Annotated in this window: 13 protein-coding genes, 1 tRNA gene and 1 other RNA gene; 7 read left to right on the top strand and 8 right to left on the bottom strand. The window is 65.8% G+C overall.

The window, feature by feature from the left end; genetic code table 11:
• Positions 1 to 117: 117 nt before the first annotated feature.
• The 3 genes from LVY72_RS10200 to LVY72_RS10190 form a co-directional block, all read right to left on the bottom strand.
• The gene (locus LVY72_RS10200; RefSeq protein ID WP_237820460.1) at positions 118 to 1896 is read right to left on the bottom strand and encodes an accessory Sec system protein Asp2; all 1779 of its coding nucleotides are present in this window, start codon (positions 1894 to 1896) and stop codon (positions 118 to 120) included.
• Between the two features lie 27 nt (positions 1897 to 1923).
• Positions 1924 to 3696, bottom strand: coding sequence for a hypothetical protein (locus LVY72_RS10195; protein ID WP_237820457.1), 1773 nt, complete (start codon positions 3694 to 3696; stop codon positions 1924 to 1926).
• A 109-nt stretch (positions 3697 to 3805) separates the two neighbouring features.
• Positions 3806 to 4570 carry a YaaA family protein gene (locus LVY72_RS10190; protein ID WP_237820455.1) on the bottom strand — a complete coding sequence of 255 codons (765 nt, stop codon included), beginning with the start codon at positions 4568 to 4570 and terminating at the stop codon, positions 3806 to 3808.
• A gap of 121 nt (positions 4571 to 4691) precedes the next feature.
• Here LVY72_RS10190 and rnpB point away from each other — a divergent pair.
• The 4 genes from rnpB (at position 4692) to LVY72_RS10170 (ending at position 8182) form a co-directional block, all read left to right on the top strand.
• Positions 4692 to 5095: RNase P RNA component class A (gene rnpB / locus LVY72_RS10185), an RNA gene on the top strand.
• 32 nt (positions 5096 to 5127) lie between these two features.
• A complete protein-coding gene (locus tag LVY72_RS10180; RefSeq protein ID WP_237820453.1) occupies positions 5128 to 6177 on the top strand; it encodes an acyltransferase family protein in 1050 nt (349 codons plus the stop codon).
• Positions 6178 to 6393: 216 nt separating this feature from the next.
• Positions 6394 to 7869, top strand: a complete 1476-nt coding sequence (locus tag LVY72_RS10175; protein WP_308190747.1) for a glyceraldehyde-3-phosphate dehydrogenase — start codon at positions 6394 to 6396, stop codon at positions 7867 to 7869.
• A 112-nt stretch (positions 7870 to 7981) separates the two neighbouring features.
• A complete protein-coding gene (locus LVY72_RS10170; RefSeq protein WP_308190746.1) occupies positions 7982 to 8182 on the top strand; it encodes a hypothetical protein in 201 nt (66 codons plus the stop codon).
• A 357-nt stretch (positions 8183 to 8539) separates the two neighbouring features.
• Here the strand turns inward: LVY72_RS10170 and LVY72_RS10165 are convergent, their stop codons facing one another.
• The 5 genes from LVY72_RS10165 to orn all read right to left on the bottom strand — a co-directional run bounded on the left by LVY72_RS10165 (position 8540) and on the right by orn (position 12199).
• On the bottom strand, positions 8540 to 9268 hold the full coding sequence (locus LVY72_RS10165) for a polysaccharide deacetylase family protein (protein WP_237820449.1): 729 nt from the start codon (positions 9266 to 9268) through the stop codon (positions 8540 to 8542).
• A gap of 197 nt (positions 9269 to 9465) precedes the next feature.
• Positions 9466 to 10038, bottom strand: coding sequence for a peptide deformylase (def, locus tag LVY72_RS10160; RefSeq protein ID WP_237820447.1), 573 nt, complete (start codon positions 10036 to 10038; stop codon positions 9466 to 9468).
• A gap of 31 nt (positions 10039 to 10069) precedes the next feature.
• Positions 10070 to 11224 (bottom strand): acyl-CoA dehydrogenase family protein, encoded by a 1155-nt coding sequence (locus LVY72_RS10155; protein WP_237820445.1) that lies wholly within the window; start codon positions 11222 to 11224, stop codon positions 10070 to 10072.
• A 125-nt stretch (positions 11225 to 11349) separates the two neighbouring features.
• Positions 11350 to 11422 (bottom strand) — tRNA-His (locus LVY72_RS10150).
• 162 nt (positions 11423 to 11584) lie between these two features.
• Positions 11585 to 12199 carry an oligoribonuclease gene (gene orn, locus LVY72_RS10145; protein ID WP_308190743.1) on the bottom strand — a complete coding sequence of 205 codons (615 nt, stop codon included), beginning with the start codon at positions 12197 to 12199 and terminating at the stop codon, positions 11585 to 11587.
• A 50-nt stretch (positions 12200 to 12249) separates the two neighbouring features.
• On the opposite strand from orn, the gene mptB reads away from it, so the two are divergent.
• The 3 genes from mptB (at position 12250) to LVY72_RS10130 (ending at position 15523) form a co-directional block, all read left to right on the top strand.
• Positions 12250 to 13782 carry a polyprenol phosphomannose-dependent alpha 1,6 mannosyltransferase MptB gene (mptB, locus tag LVY72_RS10140; protein WP_372463694.1) on the top strand — a complete coding sequence of 511 codons (1533 nt, stop codon included), beginning with the start codon at positions 12250 to 12252 and terminating at the stop codon, positions 13780 to 13782.
• Between the two features lie 120 nt (positions 13783 to 13902).
• A complete protein-coding gene (locus tag LVY72_RS10135; protein WP_237820443.1) occupies positions 13903 to 14751 on the top strand; it encodes an ABC transporter permease in 849 nt (282 codons plus the stop codon).
• Positions 14735 to 15523: an ABC transporter ATP-binding protein gene (locus tag LVY72_RS10130; protein WP_237820441.1), complete on the top strand. Its 789-nt coding sequence runs from the start codon at positions 14735 to 14737 to the stop codon at positions 15521 to 15523. The genes LVY72_RS10135 and LVY72_RS10130 overlap by 17 nt, the downstream gene beginning before the upstream one ends.
• The last annotated feature ends 8 nt before the right edge of the window (positions 15524 to 15531 follow it).

The following is a 15531-nucleotide window of genomic DNA, read 5'->3' as shown; positions in this document are numbered from 1 at the left end:
GAGCACCTGCCGATGCCGTTGCCCAGGATACTGGTGGCGCAGATACTGGGCAGGGTGCTGCGCACGCTCAATATACCTGCCTGATCTTGGGAAATGGCTGAGAGCGGCGCGGCCCCGTCAGCGCGGCAGCAGCCGGGACAGCCGCCGCTGGACACGGCGTTTGATCCGGCGCCGCAGTTCCCCGGCCGGGAGGCTCCGCAGGCTCCGCAGCGCGGGAAGTGGCCCGGCTCCCGCGTTCCGAATCGACGCCGACGGCACGCCTGCCTTGGTGGTGATCCGCAGGCGCTTGGACGCCGGCATTGTGTAGAGCCCGCCCGCGCCGCTGAGCGACACTGCGACGTCGTACTCTCCAGCGGGAAGTCCGGACACGTCGACGCCGGCACGCTTGGGCGTACCGAAGCGCGCCGCCGAATAGTCGCCGACCCCGTCGCCGAACGCATTCGCCATGCCGTCGAGTCCGCTGACCACCAGCGCCCTGGAGTGGACGGTGCCGCCGGTTCCGCGCAGCACCAAATAGTAACGGCCCGCCCGGCGGTCCGGCATTTCGACGCCACGCACGGCGAAGTCCCCGTCCAGGTGCACCAGCGGCCCGCGTGCCCAGCTCTTGCGCACCCGGAACACCGCCCGCTCCGGCTCCAGGCCCACCGCCGGCCGCACGTCCAGCAGGGCCTGTTCCCCGGAGGAGCGGAGCCGGTACAGCCGGCCATCCTGGTGGGACTCGGTCCGGACGGGGCCGGCGGAGCGCAACGGCGTCTCGGCTTCGCGGCCGTGGATGGCCAGGCGCAACCGCAGCCGGTAGGTACCCGCCGGCAGGGCCGACAGGTCAAGGCCCAGGTTCTTGGGGGTGATGAACTTGGCCCGTTTGTAGTTGCAGAAAGCGCCCTGGTAGTAGCGGAAGTAGATGGCGGGGTCCGGGGCAGCGACCAGGGGGAACTCGTGCCGCGTGCCCTTTCCGGCCAACACCAGCGTGGTGGACTGGGCGGACAGTGTTTCGATCCCGTGGCCGCGCAAGAAGCCCACGCCTTCCGGAAAGAACGTCGCACCCGCCAGGCGCCCCGAGGCGAGATTGGCTACCGGCTCGGCCGCCGCCTGCTGCTGTTCGAGGATGCTCGCAGCGGCCTCGGGCTTCGGGCGGTTCCCGTTGCGGACCATGCCGAACCGTGGCGGGGCGTTTTCCGCGGTGGCGTGCAGGATGCCCAGCACCAGCGGCAGGTTGTAGCGGATCACCCCGGCGTGTTCCCAGACCAGGTCCGAGTCGGTCTCGAAGTAGTTGAAGTTCGGGTACTTGCCGAACATCGGCAGGGCCGGGGCGATCTGTACTTCGTGGAACTGGTCGTCCGGGGAGCTGAACAGGTAGATGTTCTTTCCGGTGCCCGCATCTGCCGCAACGGCGTCCGGGATCAGCGCGTCCAACTGCTGCTGCTCCCGGTCCCCGCCGCCGCCGGCCATGTGCGCAAAGATCTTGGGCCGGACCGTCCGGGTGTGCGTGCCGACGTAGATCTGCGGCGCGTTGGCCACGATGTTGCCGAAGTCGTACTTGATGCCGAAGTACAGCGCAGCGAACCCGCCCTTGGAAACCCCGAGCAGCGTGCACTCGTTCCGGGTCAGCCCCAGCCGGTCCAGTTCCTCGTCGATCAGGTCGATGACGGCACGTTCAATCGCGAAGTCCATGTTCCGGCAGGCATAGTACGCGTAGTAGTCGTCGAACTTGTCCTTCAGCCACAGCCAATGAGCCTGGTTGTCCGCGGTGGAACCGCCGCTGAAGTCATAGAAGTCGATCGGCTTCAGGCCGGTGAACACCACGATCAGGTGCTGCCGGTCCTGCTGGGCCGGGCGCCTGCGGTACTCAACGGTGACACCGTGGCGGATGAATTCATGATCACTGTGGGACATCATTTGCCTCGTTGCCAGTGCCGAAGGCGGTCATTTGCCCAGCGTCCGCAGCCGGTGCCTGAGCTGCTGGGGGAGGTCGGCCCGGACCACCCGCCGCATCAGGGCCCTGCGGCGGGCACCGCGGCCACCGGCGGCCCTGCGGATCGAGGTGGACACCGCGCCGTCGACAATCCGGATCTCCACCTTCTTACCCGCGGCCACCGTATAGACGACGCCGGAGTGGCTGAAGGAAATGTAAGCCAGGTATTCGCCCGGCGGCACCTGCGAGGTGTCCGCTCCCTCCCGCCGGCGCGACCGGAAGCGCGCGAAGGAGTAATCACTGAAGCCATCGCCGAAGGGGTCTTCGGGACCTCTGTAGGTCGCGGCGACCAGGGGCAGCGCATGCACGCGCTGGCCCTCGCGGTCTCCGCCCTGCAGCACGAGGTAGTAGTTTCCGGCCGCATCGTCGGGCATTTCGGCACCGCGGACGGCGAAATCGCCCTCGACATGGACCAGTTGGTCCCGGGCCCAGCTCTTGTGGAGTCCGAAATAGGATTTCCCGGGGCGTTCGCCGAGCACCGACCTGATGTCCAGCACGGCCCGGCGGCCGGAGGAACGGAAACGGAAGAGACGGCCGCCGTGGGGGGACTCGGTCTGCAGCGGCTGGTCGGATCTGGCCGGGAACTCAAGTTCCCCGTCCCCGCCGGCCAGCCGCAGCCACATCTCGTAGGTGCCGTCGGACAGCGAGGACAGGTCGATGCCCTGCTTCTTCGGGGAGGAGAACCTGCCCAGCCGGTAATTGCAGTAGGCCTCGTCGAAATACTTGAAGGACGGCGATGAGTCCACCACCGCACCGAGCGGAAATTCGTGCCGCCTGCCCGGCCCGTTCAGCACCAGCACGGTGGCCGGGGCGGTTTCCCCGGTCATCGGGCGGCCCTTCAGGAAGGCGGTTCCTTCCGGGAAGAACAGCCCCTCGGCCAGCCGGGCAAAGGAGAAATTGACGACGGCGGATCCTTCCGCCCGCTGCCGTTCCAGCACCGCCTGGATCCGCTCCGGTGCCATCCGGGACCCGTTGCGGATCCGGCCGAACTGCGGGGCGGCGTTGTCGGACAGGGCGAAGAGCGTGGAGATGATCAGCGGCAGGTTGTAGCGCGTGACCTCGGTGTGTTCGTTGACCAGGTCCGAATCGGTCTCGATGTAATTGAAGTTCTTGTACTTGTCGAACATCGGCAGCGCGGGCACTATCTGCGCCTCGTGGAACTGGTCGTTCGGGGAACTGAAGAGGTAGATGTTCTTGTCGGTGGCGTCGTCGGCCTCCACCGCGTCAGGCAGCAGCGCGTCCAGCAGTTGCTGCTCCTGATCCCCGCCGTTGCCGCTCAGGCGGGCGAAGATCTTGCGCCGGTGGCGTCGGGTATGGGTGCCGACGTAGATTTGCGGGGCGCTCGCGACAATGTTGCGGAAACCGTACTTGATGCCGAAGTACAGGGCTGCGAACCCGCCCTTGGATACGCCGAGCAGGGTGCATTCGTCCCGGGTCAGTTCCAGTCGGGCCAGCTCGGCATCGATCAGTTCGATCACGGCGTCTTCGATGGCATGGTCCATCCGGTGGCACAGATAGTAGGCGTGCTGGCCGTCGAAATTGTCCTTGAGCCACAGCCAGGCAGCCTGGCTCTCCTTGGTGGACGGACCATCGAATTCGAACTTGTCCAGCGGGCCGACTCCGGCGAACGAGACAATCAGGTGCCGCCGGTCCAGCCGGGCCGCACGCCGCTTGTACTGCACCACGACATCACCGCGGACAAAATCGAGTTCCTCTTCGGACATGCGCGCCCAACGCCCCCATCACTCTTCGACTGTACGGACGGCCCGAACCTACTGAGCGATGGTGAACGATGGGGAAACGGTATGGAACGCCGAAGTGGGCGCTGCCTGCCTAACCTGCGAGGATGATGTTCAGCGCGTGCGGTTTCCGTCCGGTGCCGGGCACTAGCTCGGCGGTCCACTGCTCCTGGGCGGCCTTCAGCAGCGCCGCCGGTGTTCCGGGCGCCTTCCCCCGGCGGGTGAGCAGGTGCCGGGCCAGCTCGCCGCGGGTGTGCTTGGCGAAGTGTGAAACCACGGTGCGCTTGCCGTCGCGCTCCTGGAAGACGTTGACGACTACCGTGCGTTCCGGTGCCGGAGCCCACGCGGCCGCGTAGCTGCTGGAGCGGCAGTCCACCAGCAGGTGCCCCTCGGCGTGGGCATCCAGCGCCGCGGGCAGGTGCCGCTTCCAGTAGGAGGCCAGCTTGCCGGTCTCCGGCAGCCCCACCGACATCGAGAGCCGGTAGGCCGGGATCCGGTCCGCAAAGCCGATCGCGCCCCAGAGCGCGGAAATGACGACGACGGCGTCGTCCGCCTTGCGCTTCTGCGCCGGCGTCATGCCCCGGTACCCCAGCGCGTCGTAGAGCACACCCGAGTAGACGGTGTGGGCCGGGGCCGAGGGCTCGTCCTGCAGCCGGGTGTTGCGCTGGACCTCGGCAGCCAGCGACGCGCCGACGCCGAGGTGCGCAAGCGCCTCGGGGGAGGAGCTGACCTGGGCCAGGGCGGAGAGGACCTCCCGGCGCGCGGCTGTGAGTTCGGGAAAGTGCAGTTCGTCAGGCTTGAACGGTTCGCCGGCGGCAGCGGCGGTCTTTCCTTCGGAGGGTGGTAGCAGAATAAGCACCAGAAGAGCTTACCGGCGCTGCCCCCTGTCCTCCGGTGTGCCAGCGCCTGGTAAACCTGCGGCGAGTTAACCCGACGTGAATTGAAGCAAACGGCCGGGTGCACCGTATCCTGATGTTGGATGGGTTGGCCGGGCGATCGCGTCGGTGCGGCATCCGGCCAGTGGCCGGGAAGCCGCCCGCCGAGGAAAGTCCGGGCTCCACAGAGCGGAGTGGTGGGTAACGCCCACTCGGGGTAACCCGCAGGCCAGTGCCACAGAAAACAGACCGCCGGGCCTGCCTTTGGGCAGGGCCGGTAAGGGTGAAACGGTGGTGTAAGAGACCACCAGCGTTCCGGGTGACCGGGACGGCTAGGTAAACCCCACTCGGAGCAAGGCCAGACAGGGCACGATCGAGGGCTGCTCGCCCAAGTGTCCGGGTAGGCCGCTTGAGGGCACCGGCAACGGTGTTCCTAGATGGATGATCGCTACCCTGCGGCGGGTAACTGCCGCAGGTGACAGAACCCGGCTCATAGGCCAACCCATCCCCACCACGTCCCCGTCCTATAGGAACCGCCTCGATGTCCACTGCGCCTCGGGCCCGCAGTCACCGCCTTGATGCAGCCAAGGGCGTCCTTATTGTCCTGGTTGTCCTGGGGCACGTACTGGAAGCCGTGGCATCCTGGGCTATCCCGACCACCAGACTGCCGTTGACCGCGATCTACCTGTTCCACATGCCGGCCTTTGTCTTCCTGGCTGGTGTCACGGCCAAGGCGACGCACCTGCTGCGGCGGCTGGGAACCTTCGCGGTCATCCTGCTTGCCGCCCAGGCGCTGTATTTGATCGCGGTTCAACTGCTCGGCGCCAACCGTTCCTTCTCGCTCCTGGTGCCGTTCTGGATCCTCTGGTTCCTGCTGGCCATGATCTGGTGGCTCCTGCTGCTGCCGCTGGTGCAGCGCTTCCCGAAGGCCTCGGTGGCCGTGTCGGTGCTGCTGGCGGCCGTGGCCGGCACAGTGGAATGGGTCGACTACACACTGTCGCTGTCCAGGACGCTGGTTTTCCTGCCCTTCTTCGTGGTCGGCGCGGCGTACGGCAAGAGGATCCTCGCGGCGGTGCCGCGGTTGCCGACGTCGGCGAAACTGGGCGCCGTCGCCCTCGGTGTGGCCGCGTGGCTGCTGCTCTACGAGCTGCAGATCAAGCAGGCCTGGCTCTACGGCAGCAAGCCCTTCTACCGGCTGGATATCGATGATCCGGAGGGTATCGTCGTCCGGGCCGGCCTGCTGTGCATCGCGGCCGTTGCGGCCCTGGGCTTCCTGTCCCTGGTGCCGGACCGGCCGGGAGTGCTGGCGGCGCTGGGACGGCGCAGCCTGGCGGTCTTCCTGCTGCACGGGTTCGTGGTGCTCGGCCTGCAGCCGTACCTGCGTACGCTCCCGGAAGAGATCGGCAGCCTGCCCACCCTGGCCGTCTGCCTTCTGTTGACGCTGGCCATCGTGGCCGTGTTCAGCATCCCTTTGTTCGACGCGGCAATCCGGCGGTTCAGCCAGGGGACCGTCGAGCTGCTCTGCCGTCCGTTTGCGCGCCGGCAGGCCTTGGAAACGGCGGCCGGCGACGGTGGGCGTGCCCAGCTATGAGTGACTTCACGCACATCGTGACGCAGTGCCAGCCGTCACCCTCTAAAATGGTAATTAGCCCGTGAATGCGGGCCCGGGGTTTCGCCTGACGTATGGCGGACTCCGTCCCTGAGCAAATCAACCGGGTTTTGCGCCAGGGCATCGCTTTGGGCAGAGGTGCCGGGCGGTTCCAACCGGACTCGAGGACGAGTCCGGCTGAGGTAGGAAGGTAATTCTGTGAACCAGAAGTCAGAAGAGTCGCTGGCCGCATGGGCCAACCGTGAGGAACTCGCTGAGGCGATGATTCCGCTGATCGGGCGCCTGTACCGGGAAAACAATGTGGTGACCTCCATCCACGGTCGCAGCCTGGTGAACCAGTCGGTCGTGAGCATCCTCAAGGCCCACCGTTTTGCCCGCCAGATCGATGAGGTCGAGCTCTCCCTGGAGGAGACCTTCCCGGTCCTGCAGGTGCTGGCCGGCCTCGAGCTCGGTGCTGCGGCGGTTGACGTGGCCCGGCTGCTGGCCAAGTACAAGGCCGAGGGTGGGGGACGCAGCCTCGAAGACTTCCTGCGCGAGGAACTGGCCGAGGTCGTCGGCCGCAAGGGCGCGGACGAGCGCACCAGCACCGACGTCGTCCTCTACGGCTTCGGCCGCATCGGACGCCTGCTGGCCCGCATCCTGATCGGGCACTCCGGCGGCGGCCACGGCCTGCGCCTGCGCGCCGTCGTCGTCCGCAAGGGCAGCGAGAACGACCTGGTCAAGCGTGCCAGCCTGCTGCGCCGCGACTCGGTCCACGGTCCCTTCGAGGGAACCATCACCATTGACAAGAAGAACAACACCATCCTCGCCAACGGCACCCTGATCCAGGTCATCTACTCGAACGACCCGGCCTCGGTGGACTACACCCAGTACGGCATCCAGAACGCCATCGTGGTGGACAACACCGGCAAGTGGCGCGACGAGGCCGGCCTGTCCCAGCACCTGCAGTGCCCCGGTGTCTCCCGTGTGGTGCTGACCGCACCAGGCAAGGGCGGGCTGAAGAACATCGTGCACGGCGTCAACCATGGCGACATCACGGCCGAGGACAAGATCGTCTCCGCCGCCTCTTGCACCACCAACGCCATCACCCCGGTGCTCAAGGCCCTGAACGACAAGTACGGCATCGTGCACGGCCACGTGGAGACGGTCCACTCCTACACCAATGACCAGAACCTGATCGACAACTTCCACAAGGGCGAGCGCCGCGGCCGCTCGGCGGCACTGAACATGGTGCTGACCGAGACCGGTGCCGCCAAGGCCGTGGCCAAGGCCCTGCCCGAACTGGAGGGCAAGCTGACCGGCAATGCCATCCGTGTCCCCACCCCGGACGTGTCCATGGCCATCCTGAACCTGAACTTGGACCAGGAAGCCACCAAGGACGGCATCAACGAGTACCTGCGCGGTGTCTCGCTCAACTCGGACCTGCGCAAGCAGATCGACTACATCGACTCCCCGGAGGTCGTCTCCACGGACTTCGTGGGCTCCCGCCGTGCCGGCATCGTGGACGGCCTGGCCACCATCGCCACCGGCAAGAACGCCGTCGTGTACGTCTGGTACGACAATGAGTTCGGCTACAGCTGCCAGGTGATCCGCGTGCTGGAGGAGATGGCCGGGGTCAACCCGCAGTCCTTCCCGGCCGTGGGCCAGGACCGGGAGCTGACGGCAACCGTCTAGGCTGCATAATCCAAGAGGTCCTAAGGGCCGGTGGCGGGTTTCCGCTGCCGGCCCTTCGGCGTCCCGGATTGGGCTATGGCTTTCGGCCGGAACCGTTCCTAGAATGAGCCGCATGACAGAGATGACGAAGTGGCAAAGGGCGCAAGCCAACTACAAGGAAGCAGTCCGTCTCCTTGACCACGCCAAGGCTGCCTACGCCCGGGGGGACGTGCCCGAAAAGCGGGTGGCCGAGCTGACCCGGCTGCTGGACGTTGCCACCGAGGATCTGCAGCGCTGCGAAGTGGAGCACCGATCCGGCTTCACCGATTCTTAGCCCGGCCGGGACCCGGCTAACCCGCCCCGCGCCAGCCGTTCGGCCAGGCGTACAGCGGCGGCCACAACCAGCGGATGGTCCTAAGTGTAGGTGCCGACCAGCCCGTAGAGCCAGGCAATGAATTCGTGCACCGTGGGCGGCCGCAGGATGACTCTCAGTTCACTGTCCGCCAGCTTCCGGTGCGGATCCGGCCGGGTGGCCGGCCAGGGCCAGCCCCGGGGCGACTTCTTCCAGGCATTGCCGCGGTGCCGCAATGAGGGTGGCGCAGCCCAGGACCGTGGGCAGGAAGCAGAATGGTTAGCGTGTTCCACGCAGCCTGATGAACCTCATGCCCCAAGCGTAGACGTGCCGGCGGTCTCAGCAGGGAAGCTTTGCAGGCAACTTTGCCGGGCTGGTAACGATGGCGCCCTTGTTGTCCTTGCCCCGGTATGCGCGGCACACCTTCAGTCCCTTGTCCTCCAGCTTTAATTTGATCTTGCGGATGGCGTCCGGGCCAAACCCGTTCCACTGCATGTGCATCAGGATAGTGGCGCCTGGTTTCGCGACCTTGACCGCGGCCGAGACCACCTTTGCTTTGGATTTGCCCGTGGTGTCCCCGGTGGCGCCGGTCCAGAGCCAGGGTTTCATTCCCGCTTTGGCATAGCCGCAGCGGACCGACGAATTGATGCGCCCATATGGAGGTCGGCCGAAATTCGTCACGACTCCGGGGGAGCGAAGTTCGCGCGCCACGGCATTGCAACTGAGCGACCGCATATCCTTGCGGTGGTTGATGCTGTGGTTGATGACGTACTGGCCGTAGGAGCGGGCCAGCTTCGCAAGGTCGACGCCGTGCTTATTGCGGAACTTCTGCAGGCAATCGCCGGTGGGGGCGAGGACCAGGCCGTCATTCTTCTTCTTGGCGTACTGCAGCACCTTCTTGAAGGAAGTCAGCGTCCGCGGGCAATCGTCAAAGGTGAGAATGACACGGCTCGTGTAATTAGGCCCCCGGGACTCGTTGTAGGAAGCGCCGAATGCCACCTGTGTGCTTGTGGCAAGGCCGACAGCCACCAGTGTGATGGTGGCCAGTACAGTCAGAATACGGCGCACACGCATCGCGCTACCGCCCTTCCGTGTCTATGCCGCACGGCAGGAACTGTGGTTGAGAGCGGGGGCGAACCGTACGGCTACCGGCAGTGTGCTACGGGCACCCTAGGAAAAGTTTGGGGTGTTGCGCAGGGCTAACTAAACCTATTGCGGTTCAGTTGGGAGTTCTCCCGTCATACGGGCCCCGGTACAAGGGAAAGTCAGTGCCCGAAGGGATCGGGGTCGGTGCCGGGCAGCCATGTGAGCCCGGGAACGCCCCAGCCTTCCTTCTTGACCTGCTTGCGGGCGCGCTTGCCCCACCTGTCGTTGAGCCGGTCCACGTACAGCTTGCCGTCCAGATGGTCGTACTCGTGCTGCATCACCCGGGCGAACCAGCCGGTGGCTTCGAACTCCAGCGGGTTCCCGTCCACGTCGTAGCCTTTGACCCGGGCCCATTCGGCGCGCTTGAGCGGGTAGCTTAGTCCCGGCACGGACAGGCAGCCCTCGGTCTCCTCGTCCGGGTCCGGCTCGGCCCCGGACACCTTGGACAGGGTCAGCTGCGGGTTGATCACCACGCCGCGCTCGGGCACGTCATCCTCGTTGGGGAAGTGGTAGGTGTACAGCCGCAGGCCGACGCCGACCTGCGTTGCGGCCAGCCCGACGCCGTGGGCGGCGTCCATGGTCTCGTACATATCCTCGACCAGGGTCCGCAGCTCGTCGTCGAACGCTTCCACCTCGACGGCGCGGTGGTGCAGGACGGGCTCCCCGGTGATGGTGACGGGTCGGATGCTCATTGTTCTCCTTCTGCTTGCCAGGCTTCCCGCGTCAGCGGGCGATCTCCCGGCCGATAACTTCGCGCATGATCTCGCTCGTGCCGCCGAAGATGGTCAGCAGCCGGGAGGCCAGGAACGCCTGGGCCACCGGATACTCCATGATGTACCCATAGCCTCCATGCAGCTGCAGGCAGCGGTCCGTGATGGACTTGGCCCGCTCGCTGGCGAAGAGCTTGACCTGGGCGGCTGAAACCGCATCCAGCCGGCCGGCATTGAAGGCGAGCATCGCCTTGTCCACGTACGCCGCGGTGGCCTCCACCTCGGTGCGGACGTCCGCCAGCGTGAAGCGGCTGTTCTGGAAATCAAGGACCCGCTCGCCGAACGCACTGCGGTCGCGGGTGTACTGCACCGTCGCCTCGTACACGGCGCGCGCGACGGCGGCGGCGGCAACCGCGATCGCCAGCCGCCCCTGGGGCAGCTGGCCGGCGGCGTACTCGAGTCCGCGGCCGACCTCGCCGACGAGGTTCCGGCCGGGAACCCGGACGTTGTCGAAGAACAGTTCGGCGGTGTCGGAGGCCTTCAGGCCCATCTTGTCCAACTGGTTGCCGGTGCTGTAGCCCTCGGCCTTCTCCACCATGAACAGGGAGAAGGAATCCGCCGCACCCCGTCCGCCCGAGCCGTCGGTACGGGCCAGCACCAGGGCCGCGTCGCCGCTGACGCCATTGCCGATGAAGGTCTTCTGGCCGCTGACCAGCCAATCGTCCCCGTCGCGCACCGCCTTGGTCCGGATCCCGCGCAGGTCCGAGCCGGCGCCAGGCTCGGTCATGGCGACCGAGGTGATCTTGTCGCCGCTGACCATGCCCGGCAGCCAGTATTCCTTCAACTCGTCCGAACCGTAGGCGAGCAGGTGGGGGAGGACCAGATCGTCATGCAGATGGAAGGCCAGGGCAACGGCGAGGTGGTTAGCCCTGGCGAACTCCTCGTCCAGGACGGCACGGAAGCGGTAGTCGGCCAGCCCCATTCCACCGAACTCCTCGGGCACCGCCAGGCCCAGCAGGCCCTGCCCGCCGGCGGCGGACCATAGCTCGCCGGGCATCATGTGCTTTTCGTCCCACTGCTGGTAGTGCCCGGCGATCTCGCGGGCATTGAATTCCGCGGCAAGTGCGCGGAATTGCTCGTGGTCCTCTTCGTAGAGATTCCGGTCCAAAAGGTAGTCCTCCACTGGCTGCGCGTCTCGTGCGGGCCGGCGCCGGCCCGGACATGCAAGAAGCCGCCCGGAACAATTCCAAGGCGGCTTCTGCCGGTCCGGCGCCAGATGCCGGACCCCTTCGGGGTGAGTAACGGGGATTGAACCCGCGACCTCCTGGACCACAACCAGGCGCTCTGCCAGCTGAGCTATACCCACCGTGTGCTTCTTCGTTCCTCCCGGGTAGCGCCGCGCTTGGCGGTTCCGGCCGGTCTTCAACAAGAAAAGCAACGCAGACTAGTCTACATGCTTTCCGGGGTGGTTTTGACCATTTCGCCGCTTTTGCGGGATTTACCGGAAAGTGTGGCGCAGCTAACAGCCTTAGTCCTGCTGCTGGGCCGCAAGGTCGGCGGCAATCTGCTTGGCGGTCGCCGAGTCCGGGCCGGGGGAGGGAACGAAGACGGACTGCCGGTAGTAGCGCAGTTCATTGATCGAATCCTTGATGTCGCCCAATGCCCGGTGGCCGCCGTGCTTGGCCGGGGACTGGAAGTAGGCTCGGGTGAACCAGCGGCGGGCCAGCTCCTTGATGGTGGAGACGTCGATGATCCGGTAGTGCAGGTGGTCCACCACCCGGGGCATGTCCCGGACCAGGAAGGTGCGGTCCGTGCCCACCGAGTTGCCGGCCAGCTGGGCCTTCCGCGGCTCGGGCACCCAGGTGGTGATGTACTCCATCACCTTGTCCTCGGCCTCCTGCATGGTGATCCCGCCGGACAGTTCCTCCAGCAGGCCGGAAGTGACATGCATCTCCCGCACAAAGTCGGTCATCTGTTCCAGCGCCTCGTCCGAAGGCTTGATGACCACGTCCACACCGTCGCCAAGGACGTTCAGCTCCGAGTCGGTCACCAGCACCGCGACCTCGATCAATGCGTCCGCTTCGAGGTCCAGACCGGTCATTTCACAGTCGATCCAGACAATGTTTTCGTTAGAGATAGGCACCGCTCAAATGTATCGTGTTCTGTCCGGGGCGGACTGCTAAAATCCTTCGGGTGACTGCCCCCCGCCCTGCCGCCGTTCCGCTGCCGTTATCCGACGCCGCAGCCGGTGAGGGCCGTCATACGCTGACCATCGCCCAGGGGGCGCTCGGCTCCTTCTTGATGTTCTTCGGCTCGCTCGGCGTGGGCTGGCTGGCTTCCGTGTCCGAACTGCGCCGCTGGCCGCTGCTGATCTGGCTCCGGCTGGAGCCGGCTGGGGTCATTGTCAGCGTCCTGTTGCTGGCTGTGGGCAGCATGCTGCTGGTGCGGTCCTGGCTGCGCCTGGGCCAGCAGTTCACCGTCTGGGGACCGCAGGCCCGGCGGGCCACCCTGACGGCGATCGCTGCCTGGGCCGCGCCGCTGGCGCTGTGCATTCCGCTGTTCAGCCGCGATGTGTATGCCTACATCGCCCAGGGCAAGGTGATGGTCAACAACCTCAACCCGTATGTGGACGGGTATGACCAGCTGCAGAACTACCTGCAGACCGGCGCGGACGACCTGTGGGCGCGCAGCCCAACGCCGTACGGGCCGATCTTCCTCTGGCTGGAGCAGTTCATCGTCTGGTTTACCGGCGGTCATCCCGAGTACTCGATCATCCTGTTCCGTGTGCTGGCCCTGATCGGCGCGGCGCTGTGCGTGTACTACGGGCCCAAGCTCGCCGAACTTCACGGCATCAACCCGAACCGGGCCCTCTGGCTGGCCTGCGCCAATCCACTGTTCCTGACCACTTTCGTCGCCAGCATCCACAATGACGCGCTGATGCTCGGCCTGGCCCTGGGCGGGTTGTATTACGCGGCGACCAAGCGGCCGCTGCTGGGCATCCTTCTGGTCACCCTCTCGGTGGGCATCAAGCCCATCACCTTGATCTTCCTGCCCTTCGTCGGCCTGCTCTGGGCGGGCAAGGAAGCCGGCTGGCTGCGCAAGTTCGGCTTCTGGGCGCTGACGGCCGGCCTGTCCTTAGGACTCCTGGCCGTGCTGGGGGCGATCAACGGCCTGGGCTTTGGCTGGATCGGGGCGCTGAATGCCCAAGGGGCGGGGCTCTACATCTGGTACGCCCCGGTGGGCCTGATCGGCATGCTGATGTACCTGATAGCCAGCGGCCTGGGCTTCGACGGCGGGACGGTCCAGAACTTGGTGTACAGCGCCGGGAAGGCGGCTGCCGTCGTCGTGGTGCTGGTGATGATGTTCCGGGGCAGCTATGACCGGATCGTCCGCAGGCTGGCCGTGGCACTGGCTGCCGTCGTCTGTTTGGCCCCGATGATCCAGCCCTGGTACGTCGTCTGGCTGCTGCCGCTGTTCGCTGCCACCGGGATCCGCAATGACTGGCAGGTGCGCACCGTCTATGCGGTCACGTCCTTCCTGATGGTCTACGCCACTGCGGACCAGTTGGACATCTTCCCGTACATCGGCATCGACCTGAACGCGGCACGCCTGCTGGCTGCCGCCGTCGCCGTCGGCTTCGCCCTCTACCTGGTGTTCCTGGACCCTTGGACGCGGCGGCTGTTCCGCAAGAAGTACATGGACCCGGCGGACCGCCGGCTGTTCTAAACGTCACGCGGGAAACGGCCGGTGGTGCCGGATCTACTACACTGATATGTGCGCCGCCGCGTGCATGGGGTTCCCGCGGCTGTACCGCCCTATTGATCGTGTGTTAGGAAAAATGCTGGCATGAGCCTTGCCGAATATTCGGAACGGAGCGGACTCCGCAGAGTCGGTGCCCGTCCGTCCCTCCCGAGTTACCTGGCGCAGGCCTGGCGCCGGCGGGACTTCGCCATCGCCATGGCCCAGTACAAGATCGAAGCGGCCAACCACCGCAACCGGCTGGGCATGCTGTGGATCTTCATCAAGCCCACGCTCAACGCCCTGATGTACGGGCTGATCTTCGGCGTCCTGCAGGGCGCCAACCGGCCGCCGAACTTTCCGATGTTCGTGGTCATCGGCGTTTTTCTCTTCGAGTTCTTCGCCACGTCGATGACCGCAGGCGCCAGGTCGATCACGGGTAACGGTGCGCTGGTGCAGTCCCTGGCCTTCCCCCGGATCACCCTGCCGCTGTCCACTGTAATCCAGCAGCTGATGACCCTGGTTCCGATGCTGGTTGTGATGGCCGTGTACATCGTGGTGCTCGGTGCGCCGATCACCACGGAGTGGTTGCTGATCATCCCGCTGGTGGCCATCTTCACCGTGTTCAACCTGGGGGTGGCCCTGATTGCGGCGCGCCTGACGGTCCACGTCCGCGACCTGACCCAGCTGCTGCCGCTGATTACCCGGATCCTCTTCTACACCTCGGGTGTGCTCTTCGCGATTGACAGGATCCTGAAGAACCACCCCTGGGCCGTCGAGCTGTTTAATTTCCACCCCATCCACGAGATGCTCACCATTGCACGTGGTCTGCTGATGCCCGGTATGACGTATCCGCCGGTCTACTGGCTGTACTTCACCATCTGGTCGGTGGCGGTATTCGTGGCCGGAATCCTGTTCTTCTGGTCTGCTGAGGAGCGTTATGGCCGGATTGACTGAAACCGGAGACAAATTGAACGAGTTCATGCCGTCCGAGGACGGCAGGAAACCCGTCGTCGTCGTGGACAACGTGCACGTGGAGTACCGGGTGCACGCCGCCGGCCGGAAGGCCCCCGGCACCGGCCGTTCGCTGCTGAACCGCACCCGCGGACTGCGCACTGTGCATGCCCTCAAGGGGGTGTCCTTCATGGCCTACGAGAACGAGTCGATCGGCGTGATTGGCTCGAACGGTTCCGGCAAGTCCACCCTGATGCGTGCCCTGGTGGGCCTGACCCCGCCCAGCCAGGGCGCCGTCTACGCCGCGTCCCGGCCCAACATGCTCGGCGTCGGCGCGGCGCTGATCCCGGAGCTCTCGGGCGAGAAGAACATCATGCTCGGCGGCCTGGCCCTGGGCTTTGGCAAGGCCGAAATTGACGAACTGCGCGATGACATCGTCGCCTTCGCGGAGCTGGAAGAGTTCATCGACCTGCCGATGCGCACCTATTCCTCTGGCATGCAGGCACGGCTGAAATTCGCCATCGCCGCCTCCAAGCAGCACGAGATCCTGATCGTGGACGAGGCGCTGGCCGTGGGGGACCAGCGGTTCCGCCAGCGCAGCGAGGCCCGTATCCGCGAAATCCGCGAGAACGCCGGGACCGTGTTCCTGGTCTCGCACTCGATGAAGTCCATCCTGGACACCTGCAGCCGGGTGATCTGGATCAACAAGGGTGTGTTGCAGATGGACGGAGAGCCGAAGGAAGTCGTGGCCGCCTACCGGGATTCCAGGAAATAGTGCCAGCC

It is taken from the genome of Arthrobacter hankyongi (assembly GCF_022012395.1).
Lineage (GTDB): Bacteria > Actinomycetota > Actinomycetes > Actinomycetales > Micrococcaceae > Crystallibacter > Crystallibacter hankyongi.
This window is presented reverse-complemented; position numbering and strand designations above follow the sequence as displayed.